This is a genomic window from Gelidibacter sediminis, from assembly GCF_004364975.1.
Classification (GTDB): Bacteria; Bacteroidota; Bacteroidia; order Flavobacteriales; family Flavobacteriaceae; genus Gelidibacter; species Gelidibacter sediminis.
The window spans coordinates 1-5,610 of sequence record NZ_SOBW01000013.1 but is presented as its reverse complement, the minus strand read 5'-3'; the positions used below and the strand labels follow the sequence as shown (position 1 = coordinate 5,610).

Genomic DNA, 5,610 nt, shown 5'->3' with positions numbered 1-5,610 from the left:
CGCCTACTTGGAAAATCCTGCGGATTTTCCAATGTTACGTGAGTGTTTGCTTTTGTCCGTAATGTACCTCGCCACAGCTCATACATTTAACGTTGGCAACAATTCCCTCCATTTCGGGAAAAAAATTAATCACTTAAAGCTAACTTTTTTAAGAAATGATCAAAATAAAAACTGAAAACAAAAAAAATTAACATATGATTTTCAGAACATTACAAAAACGTTAGTCAATATTAAAAACCGAACATCAATGAAGATAAAGTTATACACCTTAATACTCTTTTTTCTTTCTTCTTGTGTTTATAACCACACGGCAATAACTGAAGATCTTGGAAATGGATATTTCTATATAGGTGATGGTCACGAGTCACAAATTCTATTCAATAAAAATCGAAAAAAAAATGAAAGTAGTGGTTTAATTGTTACTGAGCCAGAAGTGGTTGAATACAATTATAATGCAAAATATATAATCGTAAAATCATTACGTGAGAATGATGAATTGTTTTGGATTATCGATAAGGAAATGCCTATCGACAAGGTTCAATTTATGACCAAAAATGAATACAAAAAAGAATTGAGAATAAAAGGCATTGAATTGGAACTGAAAAAAAGAAAATAAAAACTGTTGCCAACAGTGTGTATAAGCAATGGCTTGTCCTCGCCTACTTGGAAATTCCTGCGGAATTTCCAATGGCAAGTACCTGTTTGCAATTGTCCGTGACGTCCCACGCCACTGCCCATACACGAAACGTTGTACGCAAGCTGAGAAACGAACTCTGAAATTTGAAAATTGATAAAATAATGAATAAAAAAGAAATAGCAAGGCAATATATAACTCACCTTGAAAATGGAAATGTTGGACAAGTAGTTGCTTTATTCAATCAAAATGGAATGGTTGATTCACCACTATACGGAATAAAAAAAGCAGATGAATTTTATCGTGAATTAAATAACGATACTTCAAATTCTGAACTTCATTTAAAAGGAATTTTTGAAGATAATGAATCAAATAATTTAGCTCTTTACTTCACCTATAAATGGACTTTAAAGAATAATCAAAAAGTGGAATTTGATGTAGTAGACATTATTGAATTCGATAATCAAAACAAGATTAGTAAACTAAAAATTATATATGATACGGTTACTGCTAGGAAACTAGTCGAGCAATTATAAAAAAAGCCTGCGTACAACACAGTATAAAAATAATTGCGGTTTTGGGCTAAAACAAAGGTAGTTGCGGGTTTGCTACATCTGATTTTCCTGCGGAAAATCCTCGCTCGCAAACCCGCAACTATTCTTATACAAACACGTTACCTACAATTTGAAAAATGAACATTCTTAAACCGACTTGGAAAGTATTTGAAAAAGAGATTTTGGCTAATTTCTCTTTCCTGCAATCTGAATTTGGATTTCCGAAATTTAAGAAAAAGTGGATTAAAGATGAATATTCAATTTCGACAAAAAAAGCTGATATTGAATTCTCAACAACAATTTTCAAATTTGACTCAAACGCACCAATAATCGGAATCACTAATCATTCTGAACCAATTGAATTTAATCACGAAATCTATCCGACGAATTTTTATTGGATTCACAATCTCGACGAAACTGGCGGATTGAAAATGATGACGGAAAATGGACGCGACTTTGTTGAAATTTATATATCTGAATGCGCTGAGTTATTAAGAGCTAATCCTAAAATATTGAACGGAATAACAACTGATTTTAAAAAGAATAAAAAACTGTAGGTAACAACGGCTATAATCCATTGCGGCTGAAATTCCTTTCGGAATTTCATTGCAATTTTGCTATCTTTCGGCTAAGGCGGAAAGAATCCTGCGGATTTTTCCGCAACGTATTATAGCCAAAACCGTTGCCCACAATTAGACGAAACCGATGAAACTGAATCCTATCATATTAATTTTACTACTATTTTTCATTTCGTGTGAAAGCGGAATTAAAAACGGAACCGAGTTATCAAAAAAGGATTTACAATACATTCGTGAATTAGGATTAATAAATGATAATGAACGAATAATTTTGTTTTCATCGCAAGGTGGAAATGAGAAAAGCGGAAATTTTATTTCGGAACAACGACTCGCCTCTTATTGGATTGAAAATCGAAAGAAAAATAACCAAATTAACTCTGCAAAATATAACGAAATTGACACCTTAATAACAAAAGATTTGTCTGATGCTCTGACTTATGCTTCGTACATTAAAGTAATTAAAAAAGATAATTCTGAATTCAAAGTTTACGTAGATGATAACGCTGAAAAAACGAATGAATTCTTTGAAAGAGCAATTTCAGAATGGGAAAAACGAAAAAAATAACTGTGGGCAACACCGTGTATAATTAATTGCTTGTATTAGCTTACTTACGAACATTCCTGCGGAATGTTCTATCTGTGATTTATTTGCTAACTTACTCGCTTAACCACGCAACTAACCATACACAAGACCGTTGCCAAACATATGACCAAACTACCTCAAATATTGATTTTAATAATGGTTTGTTTCACTCTATATAATTGTGAACAGAAAACTGAATTGACAAATTTGGAATTTGAGAAAAAGGTATTCTACGATTTATTCCCAGAACTTTCGGACAAAATGTATAATGATATACGTTTAATGCCAACGCCACCACCACCATCACCAAAATATCTGACCGAAAAAGGATTTGACACTAAAAATGATTATCACAAAGCACTCGAAGATTGGGAAGATTCTGATGATTATCGACACAGACTAAATGACTGGGAAGAAAGAAGGGATTCTATAATAAATGACGAAACTTTAATTTACATAGCTTTCCCTGATTCAATAAATCAATTTGAAAGAGAAGATACATATGAGCTAATTAATCATTTTAATGACCAAAAACTTGTTGTTGACTCTAAAGACTTTGAATTGGAAAAAGGATTCAAAGTCGATTTTGACAAACTAAAGTCAGACAACAAAAAATTGCGATTTAAACCAACATCTGAATTTCCAAAAGGACGTGACTTTTGGAGAACGAATTATGCTTTTAATTTCGGAGGTTCACTTTCATTTTCAAGAATTTTATTCGACAACACCAAATCATTTGGCGTTTTGAATGCTGGATTTGGTAGAGGAAGTTTAGACGGCAGTGGCTGTAGAATTTTTATCAAAAAAGATGAGAATGGAAATTGGAAAATAGATAAAATTGAGGGAACTTGGGTCTCGTAAAAATACGTTTGGCAACACCGTATATAAGCTATGGCTTGGTCTGTCCTCACTTGGAAAATCCTGCGGATTTTCCAAAGCCAGTTTTTATTTAGAGAGGTTCGTGCCGATTCACGCCACAGCTCATATACATAACCGTTGGCAACAATTCCCGATCGCAGTTGAAAACCCAAACTATTTGGAGTTTTTAAAGCTCATTTCTCACCAAATTTCCGTGTATTTCTCACGCCGACTTCCCACTCATACGTTAGATCAAAACTATACCGACTTTAGCCAGTTGCGGATTTGACAAAGTTTACGAATTAAAAAAAACCTGGATATTTGGCCAGCTTACTGCCCTCGATTTTTTTTTATGATTTTTAAGTCAGATAAAACGAAAAATATCTGGTGACAACACTGGGCAGTAAATTTGCTTACTTTAGTTCTTCACCTGTGGCTATGCTTACAAACTAACAAATCTAACTCACAGAAAAGTCACCAAAAAATAGCTCGATTAAAATTGAAATGGTACGACTTTAGTATTGAAACGCAATAAATTTATAATAATACAAATTGCCGTACTGACTGACACTCTACTTAATTCAAACATTAAAAAATAAAACACATACAAAATGTACGGTTTTTCCGTAACAGTCTATGGTTTATTATTAATATATTTCACAATCAATATTAAACTTATTGCTGATTATCAATGAGGCTAATCACCTCAAATCAAATGCTCAAAGGCCATCTTAAATCACAAGTGATTTTAATAACAATTTAAACAGATAGTATTAACTTATAAAGTCTGGCAAACTTTATATCAAAATCGAGAAAAAAAGATGAAATTATTTAAACAGATTTTAACACTACTTATTGTTGGTGCAATAATTTATTCCTGTTCTAATGAAATAGAATTAGATTCTTTTGTAAATTATAACCAAATAGAACAAATTTATCAAAAAAATGGTAAAGGCAACACTAAAGGAAATAGTAGGCTAAGTGAAGATGACCCTAGCAACGATCCTATTGAAAGTATTGAATATCAAGACGTTGAAATAATAGAAAGTATAGAAAGTAACAATTTAGATGAATCTGAAGCAATGCAACTATTATCACCTCATCTTAATAATAGTTTAACATTTTTTTATAATAGGGGATTTTCTCAAGCTGAATTAATAAACGAATTTGGCAGTTTAGATAATCCAAATATTGTAGCAGCAGCAGATGGATTAAGAAAAATTGAAGCAGTACACCCTGATAATAATATATCGAATAGAATGGAACCTGATTATTATGACTGCTTATTAAGAGCTGTAGGAATAGATGCTGTAATTGAGCTATTTAATGGTAAGGTAACCAAAGAAATTGCAAAAAAAGCAATTAGAAAAGTTGTAGGCAGAACAATGGGATGGGTTGGAGCTGCTATCGCTGTTTATGAATTTGGTAGTTGCATGAATTGGTACTAAAATCAAATAATTATGTCATATTTAAAATTAACCACACCGCGTGTACTATTATATACATTTTTAATAGTTGCCACTGGCTCTCAAATATATAAACATGGTATTAAAACTGAAAACGTATATGGTTTAATAGGATTAATTATAATTCTAGCTATATTTATTTTTTTGATTTATTCTCATATTAAAGAATATTTTACTAATAAAAAACAATAAAAATAACTCACTATTATGTATTAAATGATTATACAATAAAGATTAGTAAATTCTATACTGTTATCCTTTTTACCCAAGATCTATTACTTTAGCATATTCCTATCATTACTCGAAAACGTTAATCAACACGTTAAGACACAAGAGTAAAATGGACGAATCTCAGTGAATACAAAGATCGTTTTGCACTAATTTGTAAAGAGAATTTAGTAACAATGGCTATATTACTAAGACGGAAAAATCGTTAAAATCTTTCCGTCTTAGTAATATAACCTAAATTTTGGCAACAATTCGCAAACGCAGTTAAAAACCCAAACAATTTGGTTTTTTTTTTAAAACTCCTTTACCAACAAAATTCTGTGCATTTCTCCCACCGACTTCCCACTCATACGTTAAATTAAAACTATACCGACTTTAGCCAGGTTGCGGATTTGACAGCGTTTACGGATTAAAAAAACCATGATTTTTGGCCAGCTTACTGCCCGTGATTTTTTTTTTGATTTAGGCCAGATAAAACGAAAAATAACTGTTGCCAACAATATGTATAAGCCATGGCTAATTCTCGCCTACTTGGAAAATCCTGCGGATTTTCCAATGCTACGTGAGTGTTTGCAATTGTCAGTCACGAACCACGCCACTGCTCATACACGAAACGTTGGCAACAATTCCCGATCGCAGTTGAAAACCCAAAGAATTTGGAGTATTTAAAAGCTCATTTCTCACCAAAATTCCGTGCATTTCTCCAGCT

General features: G+C 32.3%; 6 protein-coding genes. All 6 read left to right on the top strand.

What is annotated here, in order from left to right; all coding sequences use genetic code 11:
• Window positions 1–247: 247 nt before the first annotated feature.
• The 6 genes from BXY82_RS15360 (at window position 248) to BXY82_RS15335 (ending at window position 4,655) form a co-directional block, all read left to right on the top strand.
• Entirely contained in the window at window positions 248–616 is a 369-nt protein-coding gene (locus BXY82_RS15360) for a hypothetical protein (protein WP_133759104.1), read from the top strand.
• A gap of 182 nt (window positions 617–798) precedes the next feature.
• Window positions 799–1,170, top strand: a complete 372-nt coding sequence (locus BXY82_RS15355) for a nuclear transport factor 2 family protein (protein WP_133759103.1) — start codon at window positions 799–801, stop codon at window positions 1,168–1,170.
• Window positions 1,171–1,325: 155 nt separating this feature from the next.
• Complete coding sequence (locus tag BXY82_RS15350; RefSeq protein WP_133759102.1) at window positions 1,326–1,745, top strand: hypothetical protein; 420 nt, start codon at window positions 1,326–1,328, stop codon at window positions 1,743–1,745.
• Between the two features lie 148 nt (window positions 1,746–1,893).
• A complete protein-coding gene (locus BXY82_RS15345) occupies window positions 1,894–2,331 on the top strand; it encodes a hypothetical protein (protein ID WP_133759101.1) in 438 nt (145 codons plus the stop codon).
• Between the two features lie 162 nt (window positions 2,332–2,493).
• Complete coding sequence (locus BXY82_RS15340; protein WP_243835869.1) at window positions 2,494–3,210, top strand: hypothetical protein; 717 nt, start codon at window positions 2,494–2,496, stop codon at window positions 3,208–3,210.
• An 818-nt stretch (window positions 3,211–4,028) separates the two neighbouring features.
• A complete protein-coding gene (locus BXY82_RS15335) occupies window positions 4,029–4,655 on the top strand; it encodes a hypothetical protein (protein ID WP_133759099.1) in 627 nt (208 codons plus the stop codon).
• The last annotated feature ends 955 nt before the right edge of the window (window positions 4,656–5,610 follow it).

Coding starts and splice junctions, on each gene's coding strand:
- BXY82_RS15335 (WP_133759099.1), top strand. CDS start 4,029: ATGAAATTATTTAAACAGATTTTAACACTACTTATTGTTGGTGCAATA.
- BXY82_RS15345 (WP_133759101.1), top strand. CDS start 1,894: ATGAAACTGAATCCTATCATATTAATTTTACTACTATTTTTCATTTCG.
- BXY82_RS15350 (WP_133759102.1), top strand. CDS start 1,326: ATGAACATTCTTAAACCGACTTGGAAAGTATTTGAAAAAGAGATTTTG.
- BXY82_RS15355 (WP_133759103.1), top strand. CDS start 799: ATGAATAAAAAAGAAATAGCAAGGCAATATATAACTCACCTTGAAAAT.
- BXY82_RS15360 (WP_133759104.1), top strand. CDS start 248: ATGAAGATAAAGTTATACACCTTAATACTCTTTTTTCTTTCTTCTTGT.